The sequence below is a fragment of the Pelomicrobium sp. G1 genome, from assembly GCF_051905455.1.
Lineage (GTDB): Bacteria > Pseudomonadota > Gammaproteobacteria > Burkholderiales > UBA6910 > Pelomicrobium.
The window spans coordinates 1-248 of sequence record NZ_JBQACR010000485.1 but is presented as its reverse complement, the minus strand read 5'-3'; the positions used below and the strand labels follow the sequence as shown (position 1 = coordinate 248).

The window sequence follows — 248 nt, the reverse complement described above, 5'->3', positions numbered from 1 at the left end:
GGCGCGTGAAGCGAAGCGAAACGCACCGAATAACGCCGGCTACACCGGCGCGCCGAGGCTCACCTTCTAGTGGGAGCGATTTTGAGCCGGGCTCGGTCAATGGGAGGTTCCTGCCGAGCGGGTGATTTTGTTGTACACGTTGTATTTTCCTGAGGGCTTGTTCATCGGGATGCGCTTGACCTCCTGCAGGTGCTCGGCGTCGTACACCACCAGTGCGCCGTCGTTTTCCCACACGCTCACCAGGGCGT

Annotated in this window: 1 protein-coding gene; it reads right to left on the bottom strand. The window is 60.9% G+C overall.

The features are described 5' to 3' along the window. Nucleotides 1–96 precede the first annotated feature (96 nt). A partial coding sequence (locus ACTFO6_RS19325) for a cytochrome D1 domain-containing protein (protein WP_439935939.1) occupies nucleotides 97–248 on the bottom strand: 152 nt, incomplete at its 5' end.